11 protein-coding genes and 1 pseudogene are annotated in these 20,208 nt (G+C 49.7%); 4 read left to right on the forward strand and 8 right to left on the reverse strand.

Going from position 1 to position 20,208, the window contains the following annotated elements; genetic code table 11:
- The first annotated feature begins 61 nt into the window (after nt 1-61).
- Together JI741_RS30290 and JI741_RS30295 are read left to right on the forward strand one after the other, a co-directional pair.
- On the forward strand, nt 62-379 hold the full coding sequence (locus JI741_RS30290) for a hypothetical protein (RefSeq protein ID WP_202016064.1): 318 nt from the start codon (nt 62-64) through the stop codon (nt 377-379).
- Complete coding sequence (locus JI741_RS30295; protein ID WP_202016065.1) at nt 376-1,602, forward strand: alpha-amylase family protein; 1,227 nt, start codon at nt 376-378, stop codon at nt 1,600-1,602. Before JI741_RS30290 ends, JI741_RS30295 begins: the two co-directional genes overlap by 4 nt.
- Before the next feature lie 139 nt (nt 1,603-1,741).
- Here JI741_RS30295 and JI741_RS30300 read toward each other — a convergent pair whose 3' ends face one another.
- Nucleotides 1,742-2,242 (reverse strand): SRPBCC family protein, encoded by a 501-nt coding sequence (locus tag JI741_RS30300; RefSeq protein WP_202016066.1) that lies wholly within the window; start codon nt 2,240-2,242, stop codon nt 1,742-1,744.
- A gap of 386 nt (nt 2,243-2,628) precedes the next feature.
- Between JI741_RS30300 and JI741_RS30305 the strand changes: the two genes are divergently transcribed.
- Nucleotides 2,629-3,012, forward strand: coding sequence for a putative quinol monooxygenase (locus JI741_RS30305; RefSeq protein WP_236676349.1), 384 nt, complete (start codon nt 2,629-2,631; stop codon nt 3,010-3,012).
- A gap of 71 nt (nt 3,013-3,083) precedes the next feature.
- Here JI741_RS30305 and JI741_RS30310 read toward each other — a convergent pair whose 3' ends face one another.
- Entirely contained in the window at nt 3,084-4,766 is a 1,683-nt protein-coding gene (locus JI741_RS30310) for a serine hydrolase domain-containing protein (RefSeq protein ID WP_202016067.1), read from the reverse strand.
- Nucleotides 4,767-4,969: 203 nt separating this feature from the next.
- Here JI741_RS30310 and JI741_RS30315 point away from each other — a divergent pair, with 203 nt between their 5' ends.
- Entirely contained in the window at nt 4,970-6,388 is a 1,419-nt protein-coding gene (locus JI741_RS30315; protein ID WP_202016068.1) for a carboxylesterase family protein, read from the forward strand.
- Nucleotides 6,389-6,392: 4 nt separating this feature from the next.
- Here JI741_RS30315 and JI741_RS33185 read toward each other — a convergent pair.
- The 6 genes and pseudogenes from JI741_RS33185 to JI741_RS30345 all read right to left on the reverse strand — a co-directional run.
- Nucleotides 6,393-6,494: pseudogene (locus JI741_RS33185) on the reverse strand (AraC family transcriptional regulator); the annotation flags it as partial.
- Nucleotides 6,495-6,785: 291 nt separating this feature from the next.
- Complete coding sequence (locus tag JI741_RS30325; RefSeq protein ID WP_236676356.1) at nt 6,786-8,330, reverse strand: glycoside hydrolase family 43 protein; 1,545 nt, start codon at nt 8,328-8,330, stop codon at nt 6,786-6,788.
- A 104-nt stretch (nt 8,331-8,434) separates the two neighbouring features.
- Nucleotides 8,435-10,105, reverse strand: coding sequence for a glycoside hydrolase family 43 protein (locus JI741_RS30330; protein ID WP_202016123.1), 1,671 nt, complete (start codon nt 10,103-10,105; stop codon nt 8,435-8,437).
- 429 nt (nt 10,106-10,534) lie between these two features.
- Nucleotides 10,535-12,496, reverse strand: a complete 1,962-nt coding sequence (locus tag JI741_RS30335) for a RagB/SusD family nutrient uptake outer membrane protein (protein ID WP_202016072.1) — start codon at nt 12,494-12,496, stop codon at nt 10,535-10,537.
- Nucleotides 12,497-12,508: 12 nt separating this feature from the next.
- The gene (locus tag JI741_RS30340) at nt 12,509-15,616 is read right to left on the reverse strand and encodes a SusC/RagA family TonB-linked outer membrane protein (protein WP_202016074.1); all 3,108 of its coding nucleotides are present in this window, start codon (nt 15,614-15,616) and stop codon (nt 12,509-12,511) included.
- Between the two features lie 382 nt (nt 15,617-15,998).
- Nucleotides 15,999-20,192 (reverse strand): hybrid sensor histidine kinase/response regulator transcription factor, encoded by a 4,194-nt coding sequence (locus JI741_RS30345; protein ID WP_369411891.1) that lies wholly within the window; start codon nt 20,190-20,192, stop codon nt 15,999-16,001.
- Nucleotides 20,193-20,208: the final 16 nt, after the last annotated feature.

Genomic DNA, 20,208 nt, shown 5'->3' on the forward strand with positions numbered 1-20,208 from the left:
AGTCAATTTCTCGTTGGCATTCCTGGCCAGCCCTGTTTTAGCGGATCTAAAAAATACGGTTATGAAAAAGACAGCATCCCCCGAAAAGATCTTCGAAATCAATCCAGACGAATGGAAAAAATGGAAGGTCATGCTATCCCTGCAAACCATGATCACCGTTGTGGGATTCTCGTTCACCTGCGGATTGCTCTATTCGAAATTCGACAACATGAAAGAGGACATCGAAAGCCTGAAGGCAAGAGGGCCTGAAGACAAAAAAGAACTGATCCTGAAAATTGAAGAGCTCAGCAACAAAACCGCTGCCATCAACGACAGAACCATTGTGCTTCAAACCAAGATGGAGGGTCTGCGCGAACTTTTGGTCATCAAAAAACCATGACCAGAACCAGGACTGTCCTGATCTTCACAGCCTTTGCGTTGCTGGCCGCCGCAGCCTACTATGCCCTGAACACACTCTCCACCCAATTCCAGGAAACAGCCGCACAAAAACAAGATTCGCTCCGGTTGGAAATGGATCGCCTGGCCCGGGCACTCAACATCAGAGATTCGCTGCTGACCGCTTCCGAAAAAATTGTCGACGAAACCTATGAGCGCGAGCTGAGCCTGTTTTTCAACGCGTTGCTGGCAACCTTTCAAGACATCGTTCGCACGCAGCCCATGCGATTCGAACAATGCGACGACCAGGTCGACATCAACATCGCCGAGATCAAACGATGGCGCAAGGTTGCCGTCAAAATATTCAACTCCGAATTTGCCTATAAAATTGTCTACCAAAAACTTCAACCCCTCATTTTAAAAGAGTGGAACACCTATTCCTACCACGAGAAAAATTTCATCATCGAAAGCCTCACCAATGGCATCCGCTATCTCGACGAACAAAACATTAAACGCGAAAAGTTTTTTCTCGAACACGGCATGCATTTCCGATACCGTTCGCACCTGGACTATTTTGATAAAAAATTTCAGGATGACTTGCCCGACATACTCGACAACCCGTTCAGGCATTCGGAAGTGCAGTTGTACAGGCGCGTTCAGGATGGCGCCGGAATTCGGCAGCTGAAAGATTTTCTCAGGTTGGTGAAGGCCGACCTGAAGCTGCCAAAGAGTGGACAATTCAATTCAAAAAATGATCGCTTCGAAGAGTCTATCACCATGGAGAACGGACTTCGGACGGGACAATGGAAATACATTGTTCACGACAGCATCTCATTCTATGGCAAGATGCGCCCCATCACCTTTCGGTATCAATCGTCCTACGTGCGCGACAAGCCCGATGGAGAATGGCTGGTGGAAACGGCCATTTCAAGTTCGCGCTGCTACTACAAGGCGGGAAGAATAACCAAAACAATCGACACCTACTACAACCGCGATCGACTTGAAAATCGTTTTGCCGTGCGCTACAACCATGCCACCCGCTTGGCATCCGGCTTTTCTCCGCAGCTCGAATGCCCCGGGTGCCCGCTCATAAAAGTAGTGACCACTTTCTCAGATTCAGAGACCCTTGCCTCCACCTACTCCGACGACAAGCTGAGTTATCAAACCAAGTATGGACCCGTTTCGAAATACGTTTTGTCGCGGCCAATCCGGTGGTGTTATTATTAAGACACGACGGCGTCATCGATACACATCTCCACATCATTCAAATCGCGCCAGTGGTGTTTCGACACCGCGACCGGCTAATCTGAAACAGAAAAGCCAGGCAAATAAACCTGGCTTTTCAGTATATATCAATAGAAAAAGGCTACCTGTTTTCTTCTAAATATTCCTCCAGGTTTCCTAGTGCGCTTTTAAATCCTTCTTCAAAACCCATGTCCAGAATTTTCTCCAGTGCGCCATCGGTTTTTGACGTGACCAAGATTTTCACATCTGTTCCTGCGCCCGAAGATCTGAATTCACATTTCCAGTGCATTTGAGGAAGCGAATCGTCGGTAAACCCTTTTTCGTCTGTAAACAAATCCGTTGCTTCAAAACTCTTGGGCGCGTTGATCTTTGTGTACAGAAATTTTCCATTTTGCCGCTGGTTCTCGGGGCCTACCATGGCATATTGCCAAGAGCCACCCTCCTGAAATTCCAGTTTCTTGGTTTCGGCATGCCAGGGCTTGGGTGCCCACCACTTGTCGAGAATGTCTTTCTTTGTCCACGCCTGCCACACGGCTTCCGGTTTTGCATTGAAGTGTGTGGAAACGGTGATCTGTTTATGTGCCAGATCTTTTTCAATCTTAACTTCCGTTGTTGATATCATAGTAGTTGATTTTTTAGAGTTAGAAATTTGATTTAGTGTGGAAGTCGGATGGACATACCTGTAAATGCCTTCCGACAGCAAGGCGACCCTTACAGCCATCAAATCACAATTACTATGCCGGTCACACACCCGCCTTTATAAGGACGTAGACACCGCCTAGAGCGCACAGGGGAATAAAATCCACGGACAACTTGGGGACTCGTGTAGGCATCATGCCAACGCGAACACGACATTCAGGTCTACACACAAACCCGCATTTGCCTGCAGAGGTGTATTTTGCCCGAAGGTCGTCCTTACTTTAATACGCTTCGAACCGGTGGCAAAGCAGCGGAAAGAATACTAGCTTTGTCTTGGTCCCTTCAGCAAAACAATAAAACAACCAGAGAATGAAATCCATAAAAACATTCGTCATCGTGTCGATCTTGCTAATCTCATTTCAAAACACATTTGCCCAGGAGAAAAAGCAAATGGTCAGGCTGGCAAAACTGGTCATCGACGCCAATCAACTGGAACCCTACAAAGCTTTTCTCAGAGAAGAAATTGAAAGCTCCCTTCGCCTTGAGCCGGGCGTCAAAACCTTGTATGCGGTTTCCGAAATTCAAAATCCAACACACATCACCATCCTCGAAATCTATGCCGACACTGTTGCGTACAAAGCCCACCTGAAAACACCACACTTCATAAAATACAAAACCGGCACCAAAGACATGGTTAAATCGCTCGAGCTTGTCGAAACAACTCCCCTTCTGCCAAACCTCAAAGTGAATTAAAAACAAAAGGCTGCACGTCGAAACATGCAGCCTTGACCAACAGACAACAGCGCTAACTAAAAAGTAGTCTTCTAAAACAAATCGTATGCGGGCCAGTCTGCGCGTGCAGGCACTTCATTAATCATCACATTATAGAGCTCGCTCAGAATCTGGTCGGCATTGTTGTTTGTGCGCGTGTTGCTCAGCAGCACAAAACTGAACGTGTCGTTTATTCTCCCAAACAAAGTTGACGTGCCCGGCAGCGACCCCGAGTGAACCCACGAAGCTTCACTAAAATAAAGCTTGTTCAACTCCGCAGTCGACACCACATCTGCCACCTGACCGTTGCGATCAATGCGCACCAGGAAACGCGCCAGGTCTGTTGCCGTGGCAAGCCATCCGCCATGCGAATCCATACGGTTAACATTCATAGCATAGGGACTATATTCGCTCTGATAATATTTTACCTCGTTCGGTTTTCTCTCCGCCAGGGTGTTGCCCGCCAGCGTCATGGTGGTAATGCCCATGGGGGCAAACAGGGTTTGCATATACTGGTCGTAGGCCATGCCGGTCACTTTTTCAATCACCCGCCCCAGCACGCAATAGCCAAAGTTCAGGTAATAATACTTTGTGCCCACCGGGTTCGCCAGCGCACGGTTGGCCACCAGGTCTTTAATGATGTCGGTGCGCGTGCGCGCGTTGTCCGAAAACATCGGGTCGTCCGGCACATTCACCCAGCCCGACGTGTGGTCCAGCAGGTGCTGAATGGTGATCAGCTCCTTGTTTGATCCCGCGGGCGGCGCACCAAAATCATTTCCCAGAATTCCGTTCGCACCAAACACCGTGTTGCTCACCGACAACTTCCCCTCCTGCTCCAGCTTCAGAATGGCCACGGCCGTGAGCGGTTTCGACACGCTGGCAATCCTGTAGAGGTTGTCGTTTGTAGCCACCTGCTGTGCTTCCTTGTCGGCCAGGCCATACGATTTCACATACACCAGCTTTTCATTCCGCAAAATGGCAATCGACATGCCGGGCACACTAAACTTGCTCATCTTGGCCGCCAGGGCATTGTCGAGGCTTGTAAACGCGCCCATGGCCTGAAACACAAATTCGTTGCCATAGGCCGTGCCGTTGGCGTTGGTGGCATAGGCACGAAGATAATAGCGCGTGCCATCCGTGAGGCCGGCCACCGTGCTCTCAAAAATGCCAGTACCTCCGCCGTTAACCACCTTCGTGCTCAGCGCCACGGTGGGGTTGGGCGACGTGCTCCAGCAAACGCCGCGGCTCACAATGGCACTGCCACCATCGCTCTGCGCGTTGCCGCCCGAAGTTGCACCGGTCGCCCCAATGGCCGTCACGGCTGCGGTGGTCACCACGGGCAGGTTGGCGGCCGGTGTCACAAACGTCACCTCGTTGCCATAGCCCGTGCCCTGGGCATTGGTGGCATAGGCCCGCACAAAGTAGGTGGTGCCGGGCGAAAGGTTAATGAGCGTGCTCGAAAACGTGCCGGTGCCCGTGCCGTTGGTGGTTTTGGTAGACAGCGAAATGTCGGGATGCTCCGCCGTGTTCCACACCACACCACGCGCCGTAATGGGCGAGCCCGCGTCGCTCAGAATCGTGCCGCCGCTCGAGGCGCTAATGGCCGTGAGGTCGGTCACCAACGTGGTGGATAGGCTAAAATCGGGTGCATCCGAAGCCGGATCAGGATCGTTGCCACAACCATAAAAAATCCCCAGGCTCAACACGAGCATGATCAGTAGAATGCGCTTGTTCATAAAGTAAAAGAAAGGTGTTTACGGTGAGTGTTTGTGGTGAGAAAAATAGACCGCCAAATTAAGGCACACACAAACGGCTGTCAATTACCCAAAAGGGTGATACGACCCGCCAAGATTCGCTCCCGAAAACGATAAGCAGATTTTCGTTATCTTTAGTCAGTGCACCAAATTCACACCACCATCCAACTTGCCACCGGCCGTCAATGAAACGGGCGTTCTACCATAGGGGCATCTTTTTCATAGCCTTGCTGGTGGTGGCTGTGCTCTTTCAGCACCTCATCCGTTTTCAGCTGGGCGACGAAATCACCCGCCTCAACACCTTTGGTCCCTGGCTTTTCAGCTATGGTGCCAATGCAGCGCTGGCAACATTCTTTGTTCTGAAATACTATCAGGCCAAACACTATAGGGTTGCGTTCATCACGGGCACCATCAGCATAGTCGTGAGCCTGGCCTACCTCCTGCTCAACTATGCCATAATCGTTTCGCCCGCGCAGTTTGTGCCCTTCGCAGTGCCCGCCTTCGTGCTCGCTGTGGTGGCCTCTTCCGTTGCCGCGGCAAGCCTGGTGTTTTCGGGCGCTCGCAAAAATCGTTTGCTGTTCACGGCTGGTCTGCTCATGCTCATCCTGGCCATCGCTATTGCCACAGCCATTCTTTCCTACAACGTCTCTCCCAACATCAGTGTCAGAAACACGCTGAAGAGCATCACGCAAGGGCTATCCTTCCTCTACGATCTCACGCCGCTGTTTTTCATTGTCATTTTCTGGAACGAAAGCAAAGCGCTGCCACCCGAAAATTCAGACTGGCAACCCGACAAAACATTCAACGGCTTCTGGTCCATTGCCGGCACACTGGCTTTCATGCTCACGTTTGTTTTCGGCGCTGTGCTGGCCAACGAAACCCACGGCAAGCTTGCCTGGGAAAAACACCTCGACCAAAAAGACAAAGAATGGAGCAAGCTGTTTCAATCGCGCACCTTTGTTGGCTCCCGCGGCGACACCCTGCACTACCAACTGCTGCCACCTCTAAATGCCGATCCCCAAAAGAAATATCCGTTGGTAGTCTGCCTTCCCTACAACAGCGGGGTCAGAGGCTGTCCGCCAGCGCAGGCGTTGCTTTCACAGGGCAACCGCACAAAACATCCGGCCTTCCTGTTCGTGCCCCGCTGCCCCGAAGGCTCTGGCTGGGGCGGCATCCCCCACTACCCCACAATCGACACCCTGGTCTTCAACGCCATCCTCGCCCTCGAAGCTGAACTTAACACCATCGACCAAACCCGTCGCTACGTCACCGGCGTGTCGCGGGGCGGCTATGGCTCATGGCACTTCATCTGCACACGTCCCCAAATGTTTGCCGCCGCCATCCCCGTCTGTGGTGGCGAAGATCCAAACCTTGCCGCCAATAGCGTTGGCGTGGCGGTGTGGGCTTTCCACGGCGGGCAAGATCGGAACGTGCTTGTTCAGAAATCGCGCGACATGATTGAGGGGATGAAAAAAGCCGGCGGCAATCCGCGGTATACGGAGTTTCCGAATGCGGGTCACGACATTTGGGATAAGGTGAATAATACGCCGGGGTTGTGGGAGTGGCTTTTTGAGCAGCGGCGTGATTCAGTGGGCACCAAATGATATACTACAAATTCATGTATCTGAATTCCTGCGGGGTCATTCCTGTCTTGGGTTTGAAAAGTTGTGAGAAGTATTGTGGATATTCAAACCCGAGGGAGAATGCTTGTTCACCTACTGTTTTTTAGAAGAACCAAGAAGCAGGTTCTTCGCTTCCTCTATCAAAAAGTAGTGAATACGATCCTGCGCATTCATACCTTTCTCTTTTCAATCGATCGCTGAGATAATTGGCCGACAAACCAACTCCATCTGCTAAATAGTTCACGGTGGGAAGTCCGGACTTGACAAACATGCTTTGATACATAATATTCCCCCGGCAGTTCATCTACTTTCGCCACTACATCACGGTTGATATTTTTCCGGGTAACCTTTCAGGAAAATTGTAGCAGAACCACATTCTTTATTTGTGACCCTCTATCCTGAAAAAATCAAAATCCACAATGCCGCCCACTTGTGTTGATGCATAGTTAAACAAGCCAAAACGATATCCCATAAAATGTGGAATGGTGTAAGCCATCTTCAATGTCGACCCGATGCGAGTCCAGGATCGACCGTCGAGACTGTAGAAAAAATCAGCCCTATCGTTTTTATCCCTGAAGTCGCATTCTGCCTTTAGAAATACGGTGTTTTGTCTGAGGGCTACAGACTCCACTTCAACAGCGTGTCCAGACTCCGCGCTAACCATCACTATTTTTTTAATACCCTTTTCAGCTACGCGCACACCCACCTGCCCATACTTTTGTTGCAACAGGGCCAAGCCAGCAAAGTCGCCTTCTTTCAGTTGAGAGACGTCAACGTATGTCGTACCGGTGCATTGAGGCCCAATGGTGCGTTGCGTCAGGGTATTCCTGGCAAGCAGAAAACTTGTATCCAGTCGCGCCGTGGTCAATCGCAAAAATCCCTGACGTGCAGACAGCGACCAATATTGATTGTCAGGGTTGTGATTCCATTGCCACACCAAGGGCAACGTGCGGTCACCTTTTTTTCGGGCAAATTCATCGGATGCAACAATCCCCGGAATCAACCCCTCGCTGGGAGGAAGATCAAGCGACAAAGGCACCTTGCCCTCATCCCCTAACACAGGCCATCCATCAATCCACGAAACAGGCACCAGGTAAGGAATTCTACCTACAGCGCCATAGTCGCGAAACAGATAGGCGTACCACCTTCCGTCTGGAGTATCAATCAATCCACCTTGCGCCACTCCCTTATCCTGCAACACAACACGGCCTTCGTAGGGGCCCGTAATTTTATCGGCCCGATGAACAATGACCGTCCGCATCCCTCCCTTCGGCCACGCAATGTTGAACAGGTAATACTTACCATGCACTTTAAACAACTGAGATCCCTCTGCCGGAAGGCCAACATTTTCACCGGCCGGCGCGCTGGCGTTCTCGATGACCACCTTTTCAGAAGTACCTGCCTTTACTCCCGACACATCTGAATTGAGTTCCACAAGCTTTAACTTGCCACCTCCGTAAAGCATATAGGTTTTTCCATCGTCGTCAAAAAACAAAGAATGGTCATGATAGGCTGGCGAAAACGAAGAAACCTTCCATGGGCCTTTCTCAATACTCTTTGTTGAAAAAACATACGTCTTGCCTGTTGTCTGAGCAAACGTGCTGACATAAAAGACCCCTTTGTGGTAACGAATGCTACTGGCCCACGAGCCGCGACCATACGCACTTTTGCCATTGGCCAGGTTGAGCTCATCGATATTGGCCAGTGTATCGTAGGCATAACTCACCAGATGCCAGTTCACCAGATCTTTTGACTTCATGATCGGCAGGCCAGGCGACATATGCATGGTGGTGCTACTCATGTAGTACACATCCCCTACACGCACCATTGACATATCCGGAACATCCGAAAAGATGACCGGGTTCTGAGCATGTCTTTCCTGTGCCGACAACGGCGTAGCGAAGAAAAGCCAGGCAAGCAGCATAACACTAAGGAAAACTTTCGGATAGTATCTCATATAACTAAAGTCGTATGTCTCTTAATTTTTAGCGCTATCAATCAAACACCAGGCGCCTGCGCGTGTTGTATTCATTTATACATTGGATCATTGCCCCTGTAACGAAGCTCCTTGAATGACGCACGGTTTGCAGTCTCTTTCCCCGACGAAGTGACATACAAACCAAAAACACATCCAATAAACCCTCCGGCAACGCGCGTACTCAGGAATGTAGCATCAAGGTTATCTTTCAACAGCGTCCATTGGTTCGGCTTTAATCCAAAATAAAAATCATAGTGATCACCACGGGAATCGATGCGAAAGAAAACCTTTTCACTGTCACCCGGCAACGGAACCTGCGTTAGCAAATCCATCGTATCCACTTCGGGATTACTTTTGAACAGTTGCAACACTGGCTTTCCCCGATCGGCCGACTTACATAGGTAATAGAAATGCTTTTCGTCCTGAAAAATCATAAGCCCCGCTTTCTCGTTATCGGCCTTCGTAGAAAAGCTAACGTCCGTCTCTGTCCGGCAGAATAGATGTTGCTGGCGTTTTCCAATGAACGTGGGATGGCCAAGTCCCATAACTGTTTCCGGCGCAAGTTTCAGCGTAAGACCGATCGTCTTGTCAAGGCTGAATCGGCTACTGTCGCATGTTCGCAAAAACAAAAGGGCCGGGTCAAGCGTCTTTTCAAAAGTTATGGCGTACTCAAAATTTCCACTCTGCGGGCGGGCATCTTTTTGCTTAACCTCTTTATAGTTCACTGGAAATTTGTACGGAATTTCTGTGCCTCCCAGGTCAACAACGGGCCATTCATCTTTCCACGACACCGGCGCCAGAAACGTTTCTCTTCCTGTGTTGTAGTAATCGCCAGCATACGGCCTAACGGCCAAAAAGATAACATACGTTTTGCCGTCTGGTCCTTCAACAAATTGCGCATGACCCGCCGAAGTGACCGGATCTTTGCGGTCGCCTGGCAAATCACGCTGCGTGAGTATGGGGTTATGCTCGTAAGGAACGAAAGCTCCCCAGATCGACTTGCTTCTGAAAACAACTTCTGAATGATTTACAGACGTTCCGCCTTCCGCTGCATACAAATAATACCAACCGTTCCGCTTTATGAAATGCGGTCCTTCTATCCATACAGGTTTTTTGCTGAGGTCCACGCCACCATTAACGAGCGTCTTCTCCTCTCCCGTCACCTTAAGATTGTTGTAGTCGAATTCGTACATCCTGATGGTGCGATGCCCCGGATAAAGAGGCTTGTTTTCGGGCGCGTCGCTATTGTAAATAATGTAGGCCTTGTCTCCGTCGAAGTATAGCGATGGATCTATGCCACGTACTTCCGGCAAAAAAACGGGATCGCTCCAAGGACCTGCTGCACTTTTTGCCGTAACAACAAAGTTTCCACCTTTGTCAATAAGGGTGCACGTAACGTAGAACGTTCCGTTGTGATACGCTATAGCGGGTGCAAATAACCCGCGCGTCATCCGGTGGCCCATGAAATTCATTTGCGACGGCCGGCTAATCACATTTCCGATCTGCTTCCAGTTCTTAAGGTCTTTGCTGTGAAAAACGGGAATGCCGGGAAAATAGGCGAAGGTTGAATTTATCAGATAATAATCAGGACCTACTTTCAACACACTGGGATCTGGATAAAAGCCCGCCAGCACCGGATTGATTACAGTGGTCGATTGTGCAAGCGCACCCTCTGCACACAGCCCCATCATTAGAAAGGCTGTCATTAAAATTCTCAACATCTTCATGGGTTCGTTTCTCAAGGTTATCTTCTATGTATCGTAAATTATTTTTTTAAGTTATCCCGGTCTTTAAAGATCAGGCCCGCAAACTGATTTTGAGAACAGTGCCAGGCTATTTAATAGTGTGTAGTGTGACCGTCTGTTTGGTCCACGTGGTCCCTGAATGTAAAACATTCCATCGCGATCTTCGCTATCCTGAAACTGCAAATGCGAATATCCACCATTTCGGGCTAGCTCCGGACGGTAATCCTTTTTTTTTCCGCGTTCCAAAAATCACAAGTCATTCTGACTACTGCTGCCTTTGATAAGGTTAGTACACTCAACAATGACCCATGCATCAAAAAAGGGCAAGGGTTACTCAGATATCCGAGCAACCCCACCCTAACTGACACTTAACCCTATACGAAAAGTGTATCCTTTGGCATTCCCTTAGCCATTTGTTCGATACCCCGGATTCTGATAGGCATCCTTTTCATCGGGGGTCATATTCATATTGTCAAGCTGGCCTTGAGGGATCGGCCGCAGGTAATGAAAATCTTCAATAGACCTTGTCACGGTCGACTTTGTATGATCACCAACCGTGGGCCCACATATCGTATAGGTAGCGGCGATCTCCTGCCACGTCTGCGTGCGCACCAGGTCGTACCAGCGGTAACCTTCGCCATAATATTCACGCGAACGCTCTGCCAGAATATAATTGATGTCGATCGTGACCGGCGTCGCGGCAATCATGGCTGCACTGTTGTCTTCATTTTTTTCCACATTTCCGTTGTTGTCCCAACGCCATTTGCCTGCACGGGCACGTATCACATTAATCAGGTCGTAGGCGCTTTTGCCGGCGGTGGTAGCGGCTCCCTTCACCGCGGCTTCGGCAGCAATGAAATAAAGCTCGGAGAACTTCGCTATGTTGAACGGGCGTGTATTGGCAGCGTTAGGTTGCCCCAGTCCCGTGCCATTGTCCGTGCGATAGGTGCCCATTTTCCAAAGCCCCGGATACACCAGCCGGCTTATGCCACTGGGGGCCACAACATAGTCAGCCCTTCCCGGCAACACCCCTGCGCCTACACTGCTCTTATAGACCGCGTTGGAGTAATCGACAGCAGTGCCCGGTTCATCATCAAGAAATGACAGAATGGCTTCACCGGGTGCAACTTCCATATTGTTTGCGTTAAACAAAGTGGGGTTCGTGACGCCGGCCTTGGGCCAGTTTCCGCGATATACGGTGGCAAAGGTGCCGTCGTAGCGCGAATCGTTTGTCTTGTCCGCGAAGGTGTTTGTAAACACGCCGTGAGGGGGAGCCATGCGCACCCACGGACGTCCCAAGCCTTGTGCCGCTTCACGCTGCACCGAATTCACCGTCTGAGGAGAACTCCAATTTGTCTTCGAACTTGTAATGGTCGGATAAGACCATGTCAACATCCAAACAGCAAAATTATCCGCATCGCCGCCACCCGCATAAGTCAAGCTCGATCCATTGTAGAGTTCACTGGTCTGGGTATGATCGGCATACAGTAGCATTTCTTTGTTGCGATCATTTTTCCCCAGGTTAACGTCATAGTACGTGCTCATCAAACCAAAGGCTCCGGGATCGCCGATGGCTGCTGTTGCAACATCATAGGCTTGCTGGAAATACCATTGTGCATTCTTTCCATCCGGATCAACCCGGTCTGCGGTGGGGAATGTGGCAATTCCATTGGGGTTTTCAAGCCACCAGGCATAGGTAAGGTATGCCTTGGCCAGGTAGAGACGCGCAGCGGTTTTCGTAACGGCGCCCGTCACACGACCCACCGCGGGCAAATTATCAACTGCGGTACGCAGGTCGGGGAATATAGCTTTCGTATAAACTTCCGGCACCGTATTGCGGGCCGACGTTCTGGAAACGGAAGTATTGAATTTCAATTCTCCCGCACCCAGGTCAAGGGGCACACCACCAAAGGTCTGCACCAGCATAAAGTAATCGAATGCCCGGAAAAATCTTGCCTCCGAAATCAACGCCTCCGAAATACCAACCTCGCTGGCATTTTCAATGATGCCGTTGGCGGTATTAATGTTCGGAAAGGCATTAAACCATAAATTGCTGGCGTCACTGTTAGACGGGGTGATCTGCCCCGCACCGGAAAGATCAAAATATTGAAAACCACTCCCTGTGCCACTGGCACCCCAGGTAGCTTCATCCGTGCCCGTAAGGGTTGAGTTATAAAAATATGCATTGCCGAAAATATAGCGCAGGTGTGCATACATTCCCGTTAGTCCTCCATACACACCTTTTTCAGTCTTAAAATAATCCGGCGTGTATATGGCCCGTGGCTGCTCGTTCAAGATGTCGGTGCATCCTACCAAAAGAGCCATGATGAGCGCGGCTCTAACAAATATTATAGGTATACGTTTCATCGATAAGTTTTTTTAGAATGTCAAATTGAGGCCCAGTAAGAAGTTGCGGGTTGAAGGCGTGTTGGTACCCACGGTGAGAATGCGCCGTAAGTTTGCCGACAGTGGCACTGCCGCATTCTCATTTCCGTAGGAGTTGGTTTCAGGATCCATACCGGATTGATCGTGGTATGGAGAGAACATCACAAACGGATTCTGCGCAGCGAAATACACCCGCAGATTAGAAATGCCGCTTTTGTTCAGCAGTTGCTTGGGAACGTTATAGCCCAGCGTGATGGTCCGTATTTTCAAATACGACGCATCAAAATACCCAAGCGTGCTGCCGTATTTGGGATTGTCTCCTCCTACTCCACCCGGTGCTGGAAATTGGGCACCCGTGTTTTCCGGAGTCCAATAATCCACACGCACGTTGTTTCCCGACCGTGTGTTCAAATTGTTGAGATAACCACCCGATCCATACAGCGTGCTGTTAAGAAGACCTCCGCTTTTGAACGTGCCCACAATGCTCAGGTCAATACCCTTGTAGGCAACGCGTGTATTGAAGCCCCCTTGGAAGTTGGGTTGGATGCTCATGATTTGACGATCGTCTGCATTGATCGCCCTTACCGGCGAACCGTCGGCGTTGTATTGGCCCGTATACTTTACCTTGATCATCCCTGGCTTGCTTGCACTGCCGGGTTCAAGAACATTCAGGTAAGGATCACCTTCCTGCCACAAACCGGTTTTCTCATAATCGAAAATTACGTCAATAGGGTGACCAACAAACCACCAGTTCCCTTCGTCACGCATCTGTCCCGAAGCAAGCGACACCAGTTCGTTGCGATTGGCATAAAGATTAAAACCCAGATCCCATGTCCAGCCATTGAGGTTGTCGAGGATTGTTCCATTGACTGTAATTTCAATGCCCTTGTTCTGCGTTTCGCCCATGTTGGCCGTGATGCTGCTAACACCCGAGGTGGCTGGCAAACCAACCGGCAGCAAAACATTCTTGGTATCCTGCACATAATATTCAACCGTAGCCGACAAGCGATTGTCAAACGCCTTGAAGTCTAATCCATAGTTAAACGTCTTCGAATATTCCCAGCCCAGTGAAGCGTTGGGCAATTGAGACACAATGAAACCGGTGGAATAAGTCGCGTCGCCAAAGTTATAGGGTCTGGTATTGAGAAGCCCAAGCGTCTGGTAGGGATTCACCGATTGATTGGAAGTCTGTCCGTAGCCCACTCTCAGTTTGAGGAGATTCAACTGGCTGATGCCCGTCATAAACTTTTCTTTGGAGATGTTCCATCCCAACGACACCGCAGGATAGGTGTGCCACTTATGATCGGGTGCCAGTCGCGATGAACCATCAGAACGGAATGTGGCACTCAGCATGTAGCGATCATCATACGAATACATGACACGGCCCATGTAAGACAGCAATCCCCATTGATAGTAGGCCTGGTCGGCGGGGTTAACCGTGATCACGCCGTCTGCTCGCCCCAGGTTGTAGAACTGGAATTGATCTGCAGGAATATCCCTTGCGGTTACGCGAGACGTGTTGGAGGTTTCTTCCTGTGCCGAATACAACACAACGGCGTTTACTTCATGTTTGCCAAAACTCCGATCATAGGTCAACAGGTTTTCAACAGCCCAGTTGGTAGTCCGCTGATCGCTGATCACGGCGGTGGAAGGCGTGGTAGGCACTCCGCTGAATACGCCCTGCCCGGTGTAGTTCCCGTAGTTATTTTGACGCATGCTCAGGCCAAGGTTGAGGCGATATTTTAAACCCTCAATTCCCGGAATGCCAATCTCGGTGTAGGCCGTGTTGTAAATACCGTAGGCCCGGGTCTGATCAACATACTTATCGCCAAGACTTTCAAACCGTGCGCGCGAAGGAACCCATTGTGCACCGGTGGTAGACTCCTGTATGATCTGCTTCATCGTGCCGTCGGCATTATAGGGATTAGCGATCGGCGATCGGCCCAACGCCATGCCCACAGCGGGCACGTTGTTACCATTGGTTATCGAGTAGTTAGACGTTGAGTTGATACCAATCCTGATGTATTTGTTTATCTCCTGATCAAGCGAAAAACGCATGGAATAACGAGTAAAATCCTGCAACGGCACAACCGCCTCGTCACGGAGATAACCCGCCCCGAAATAATACGTACCTTTTTCGGTCCCACCCGAAATGCCGAGGTCATGACTGGTGACCATCGCATTTTTGTAGATCATGTCTTGCCAGTCGGTGTTGACATCATTCGATTCATCCAAAGTGTTATTGAATTTCTGAGCGCTCGCGGCACGCAAGGCCGCAAATTCGGGCCCGTTCATCATGGGGTATTTTGCAAACACCGTTTTCACACCATGATAACCGTTATAGGTCACCTGGGCTTTCTGTCCTTTTGTTCCACGGTTGGTGGTGATCAGCAACACACCGTTTGCTCCGCGCGAGCCATAGATGGCTGTGGCCGAAGCATCCTTGAGGATGTCGATACTCTTTATGCTATTGGGATCGATGTCGTTGATAGAACCGGCAAACGGAATTCCATCAAGCACAATCAGCGGATCATTGCTGGCAAGCAGCGATCGCGTGCCCCTGATCCGAATCTGCATGGCCGTGCCGGGCCTTGTCGAGGTCTGAGAAATATCCACCCCTACCGCGCGGCCTTGCAATGCCTGCGAAATATTTGGTGCCGGCAGGTCGCGAAGCGAGTTTCCACTCATCGAAACCACCGAGCCGGTAACGGCCTCCTGCCGCTGTGTTCCATATCCCACAACCACAACCTCGGAAAGCGCCTGGATGTTGGGGAGTAGCGTCACATCAATAACAGACTTGCCGCCAACAGTCTCTTCTGTCGACGTGTAACCAATAAAGGAGAACACCAAAACAGCATCCTGATCTGGTGCCTGAATCGTATAACTTCCATCGCCATCACTGGTCGTGCCTGAAGTTGTTCCCTTCAAAATGATATTAACACCCGGAAGGCTGGTGCCCGTTTCATCAACGATGCGACCCCTCACGGTAACCTGCGCATTCGCCGCGACCGCCGCCAGGCTGATTAGCGCCAGCGAAAGGGCAACATGGAGATATCGGGGATATCGCCAGAAAAACATGAATCGTAGAATTCCTTTTTTCATAGGAGTTAGGTTTGAGTTTGTGTAATCGGACCATCAGTCCATCCCTTTGAAAACTTCTCAACACCTTCGCATTGCTCCGTGCGGGTGCAGACGCTGTTCATCTTCAATCGGATTAGGACCTGCCGTTGCGATGCGTTACTGAACCGGCCGGATCAACGCAAACGGTTGCACCAATCTCATGTTTTGACCTCTCAAAGGCCTTTCACGAATTAGACTTTCTCTTTTAATTTTAAGTCGTGAGCAAAAAAACCTGCTCAATTAATTGTAAATGAGGTTTTATAGACCGCAATCGGATGCGATCCAATTCTTTGTGTTGGAGGGATTTTAGAAAGAAGGTAAAAAGGCAAGCGACGATGAGATTTCTTTCGGCTTCTAAAAAAAATCAGCTGGCCAACCCAAGGAATTCGGAGGGAGCCTTGCCATATTCTTCCTTGAAACTGCGGGTAAAATAAGAGGCGGAATTGAACCCGGTTTGGTATGCTATTTCAGACAACGTGTATTGTTTGGTCTCCATCAACTTCAGGGCTTGTTTAAGCCTTACCATTCGGATAAACTCAACAGCCGTTTTGCCGGTAAGTGCCTTTATCTTGCGATACACCTGAACCCGGCTTAAATTGAATAGTGTCGCAATGGAGTCAACCCCAAGCTGACCATCCTGGATGTGCTCAATAATATAGTCCACAGCGCGTTGAAGAAACGCCTGATCAAGATCATTGGTCGCCATTTTTGCCGGAAGCAGGTAAACATCCTGGCTGAAATGTGCATACAATTTTTGACGTGATTCAATCAGACTGCGAACATGCGTCAATAACAGCCGCACGCTAAAGGGCTTTGTGATGTAAACATCCGCACCGGTTTCTATGCCGGCAATCTGGTCCTCCACGGTAGCTTTCGCCGTAAGCAAAATAAATGGAATATGACTGGTCTTGATATCACTTTTCACTTCGCGGCACAACTCAATGCCGGTTTTCTGCGCCATCAGAATGTCGCTGATAATAAGGTCCGGACTTTTTTCCGTGGCCATGCGCAACCCCTCCTGCCCATGCTCAGCTTGCCACACCGTGAATTCATGCTTGAGTTCATCTGAAATATATTCTCTCAATTCTTGATTGTCCTCCACAACCAGAATTTCATAACGATCCTTGCCACCGTCCCGAGCGATTGAAACATAAGGGGCTCCCTCTTCAAAAATTCCGGCTTTGGTGTGAAAAATATCACCCGGAGATTCCACCCTGTTTTCGACCGCATAAACATCGGCATCAATGGGAATAACAATGATAAACTTCGTCTCTTTGTCCGGTGCGCTGGCAACATGAATGGTGCCTTGGTGCAATTCAATCAGCGCTTTGGTGAGCGACAGCCCAATACCCGTGCCGGGGTTGGAGACTTTCGCAGCAGATTTTGCCTGGTAGAACTTGTCAAAGATCCGTGGAATTTCCTCCGGCGAAATTCCCATCCCATTGTCCTCAACAATCAACTCCAGGCAACGACACGTGCCGTGCGACGTTGTCATCTCTCCTGCATTAATGATAACGTTGATCTGGCCGCCATCGGCAGTAAACTTAAAGGCGTTGGAAAGAACATTCACCAACATCCTTTCAAGTTTATCCCGATCAAACCAGCCTTTAAGCGACAACAGCTCGGCGCGTATCGAAAAGGTGATATTCCGCTTATCGGCCACGTCGCTAAATAGCAACGCCACGTTCCTGATAAACTCCACCAACTCGCCATGCTGCGGGTTCAGTTTCAAACTGCCATTTTCAATTTTATTAAAATCCATCAGCTCGTTCACAAGACGCATCATTTTGTCAGCATTCTTGTATGCCGTACAAATCCTCTCCTTCACCGTTGCAGACACGTCTTCCCCGGTAATGAGACTTTCCAGTGGCATGAGAATAAGACTAAGCGGCGTTCTGAATTCGTGCGATATGTTTGTAAAGAACTGCGTCTTCGATTCGCTAAGGTCGTGCTCCTTTTCGCGCGCCAGTCGTTCCAGCACCAACTGATTTTTCATGTTCACGCGCTCGATTCTGACTTTGGCCACAAAAAAAATCAAACACGCAAGGCAAATCATATACAAACAAACAGCCCACCAGGTTTTCCACAACGCCTGGTGAATCGTGATTCTCAGTTGCGTAGGGGCCTCGTTCCACAAGCCATCTCCATGAGATGCTTTTACCAAAAACACATAGTCACCGGGATCGATGTTGGTATAGGTGGCGCTGTGATTTGTGCCCACAAAATTCCAGTCCTCATCAAATCCATCCAGTTTGTAAGCGTAACGCTGCCGCGAAGATGGACCAAATTGAATGGCTACGAAGTCGATACTAAACGAACGTTGATCATAAGATAATGCTATCGATGAAGTAAGGCTGACATGTTTTTTCAACGGCGATCCCTTCGTTCCAATGCCTGCCGATTGGTTGTTTATTTTCAGGTCAGACAGATATACCTTCGGCTTGCCCGGGTCACTCCGAACACTGTCGGGATAGAATGCATTAAATCCATTGTTACTTCCAAAAAACACCTTGCCCGAGCTGCTCCGCAAACATGCATTGGGATAAAAATCATTTGATGCCAACCCCTCTTTCCGCGAATAGTTAACAATCGTATGGGTCTGCTGATCTAACATCGACAACCCCATATTTCCACTGAGCCAGAGATTTCCCGACGCATCCGAGGTTATGGCCCGGATGGTGTTGCTCGGCAATCCCTCCTTTTTCCGAAAGCTTTTAAACGCCACCGCACCCCTTGCTTTCACATTCAGTCCGTTATCTGTGGTGCCAACCCACAAATTCTTCTTCCGGTCTTCATACAGCGTCTGTATGCCACTGCTGCTAATACTGCCCGGGGCATCGTTCTGAATAAACCAGCGATAAGCATAACCCCGATCGCTCTTTTTTTCCAGTGCATACAAACCGTACATCGTGCCAACCCACAACACTCCGTCCGCGTCTTCAAGCACATCGCTCACATAGGATGTCCTGGTGATGTAGTTTGGCTTGCCTTGCTCACAGAGCACCACAAAGCGCTGTGTCTTTTCATCGAAATAGAATAGGCCGCTCCCCGACGACCCTGCCCATAGTGTTCCGCTCTTGTCTTCATACAAACAGCTGGTCTTATCATCACCAAAACCTTGCGACCGCATCGCGTAGTTCCTAAGCTCCAACGTTTCAATGTTTAGTTTATACACGCCGTAACCACCGGTGCCAACCCAGAGGTTTCCATGCCGGTCGCAAATCAGTGCCGTCACAAATTTATTCGCCAGTTTTTCATTGAGCGATGCGCAGTCCTGAAGCGCATGGGTCTTGGCGTCTATCTTGCCCAGACCCAACCCATCAAAGGCAACCCATACGTTTCCGTTGAGATCTTCGGCAAAGCTTCTCACATTCTTGCCCACCAGGTCGTTCTCTTTGTAGACACCGTATTGGTATTGACTGAATTTCCTGGCTTGATTGTCAACCAGGTATGCCCCGCGATTGAATGTGCCAACCCACGTGAGTCCGGCATCGTCGGTATACACTGCACGGATGGAATTTGTAGGTATTTTTTTGGGATTCCCCTCTTCGGCCAGGTATCGCGTAACGCGCCCTGTCTTTGTGTCCAGATAGTTGACACCTGAATTCTCTCCGCCGATCCAAAGATTTCCGTAGCCATCCATATTCAACGTCAGAATACTATTCCAGCTTGCACCATAGGCGCGCTCTCCCGAGAGAATGAGATTCACTGTGTAATAGCCATTGCCGGGAATGAGTTTGAAAATTTCTCCATTCATACTGGCCATCCAGATATTGCCGCTCTTATCGGACACAAGCTGCGTGATCTGCCTGGCGGGCAAAACTTCACCTGCAAAGGTCAACGGCTCAGCCACCGTTTCGCTTGTGTTAAAAAGTTTCAGACCACCCTTCGTTCCACACCACATCTGATCATCAATACAGAGCAAGCTATTCACATAGTTTGTCGCTGCAGAAAGCTTGCCGTCTGTGGCGTCGGTGAGATAGGCAAAGGAAGAAGTTTTTGGGTCATACACATTCACACCACCGCCATGCGTACCAATCCAGACCCGCCGCCCCTCCTGGTCAAACGACAAAGAGGTTATGTAACGGTTATTAAGATGATTCGTATTGCTGGCAATGGAATCTACATTGATAAAATGATCCAGCTCACGATCATAGATACACAACCCAAGCGCTGTCCCGATCCACAACCGATGCCGGTCATCCTCCACAATCACATTAATGCTGCTGTGACAGAGGCTGAATTTGTCGTCAGGGTCATGTTCATAACGATACGTATTCGTTCCGTCGTAACGTATCAAACCATCACCCATACCCAGCCACATATAGCCGTTACTGTCTTTGTAGAAACAGCGGACAAATGAATTTGAAATCGCCTCTGGGGCAACCGGCGAAAAAACCGAAGACTGCGCGTAGCCAAAAAATGAACCAAGAATAATGAGGACTGTCAACGCAACACGGCACCCCCATCCTTCCATGCGCACACAAGGGCATGCAAAGTCAAGCGTCCGCCAATGCCGACTCCCAAAAAACCTGCTGTCAGTTCCCTTTGACTCCATTGTCTTTCGGCTCCGG

This window comes from Chryseolinea lacunae, assembly GCF_016735595.1.
GTDB classification, from domain to species: Bacteria; Bacteroidota; Bacteroidia; order Cytophagales; family Cyclobacteriaceae; genus Chryseolinea; species Chryseolinea lacunae.